This is a genomic window from Blautia sp. DFI.3.45, from assembly GCF_020593505.1.
GTDB classification, from domain to species: domain Bacteria; phylum Bacillota; class Clostridia; order Lachnospirales; family Lachnospiraceae; genus Blautia_A; species Blautia_A wexlerae.
Map to the genome: position 1 here is coordinate 1 of NZ_JAJDMI010000254.1, position 234 is coordinate 234.

At 46.6% G+C, this 234-nt stretch carries 1 protein-coding gene; it reads right to left on the minus strand.

The features are described from left to right. Nucleotides 1–46: 46 nt before the first annotated feature. Nucleotides 47–234: helix-turn-helix domain-containing protein (locus tag LJE09_RS17785; RefSeq protein WP_227311651.1), on the minus strand; the 188-nt coding region annotated here is incomplete at its 5' end.

A 234-nucleotide genomic window follows, 5' to 3' on the forward strand; every position in this document is an offset into this window, starting at 1 on the left:
TTTAATCAAAGCGCACAGTTCTCTGTCATCATCTATAATCAGGATTTTATTCATGGTGCAACCCCTTCCCTTGTTTTGTCCTTCCGTCAATCGGCTTTTCTGCGTTCTTTGGGATCAGCCAAACACCGGCCATTTTCACAGCGCCGGGGATACGCCCACCAGCACAATAATAATTTACCCTACGAGGTGTCACGCCCCATTTTTCGGCGGCCTCTTTTAGTGTCATATAATCCA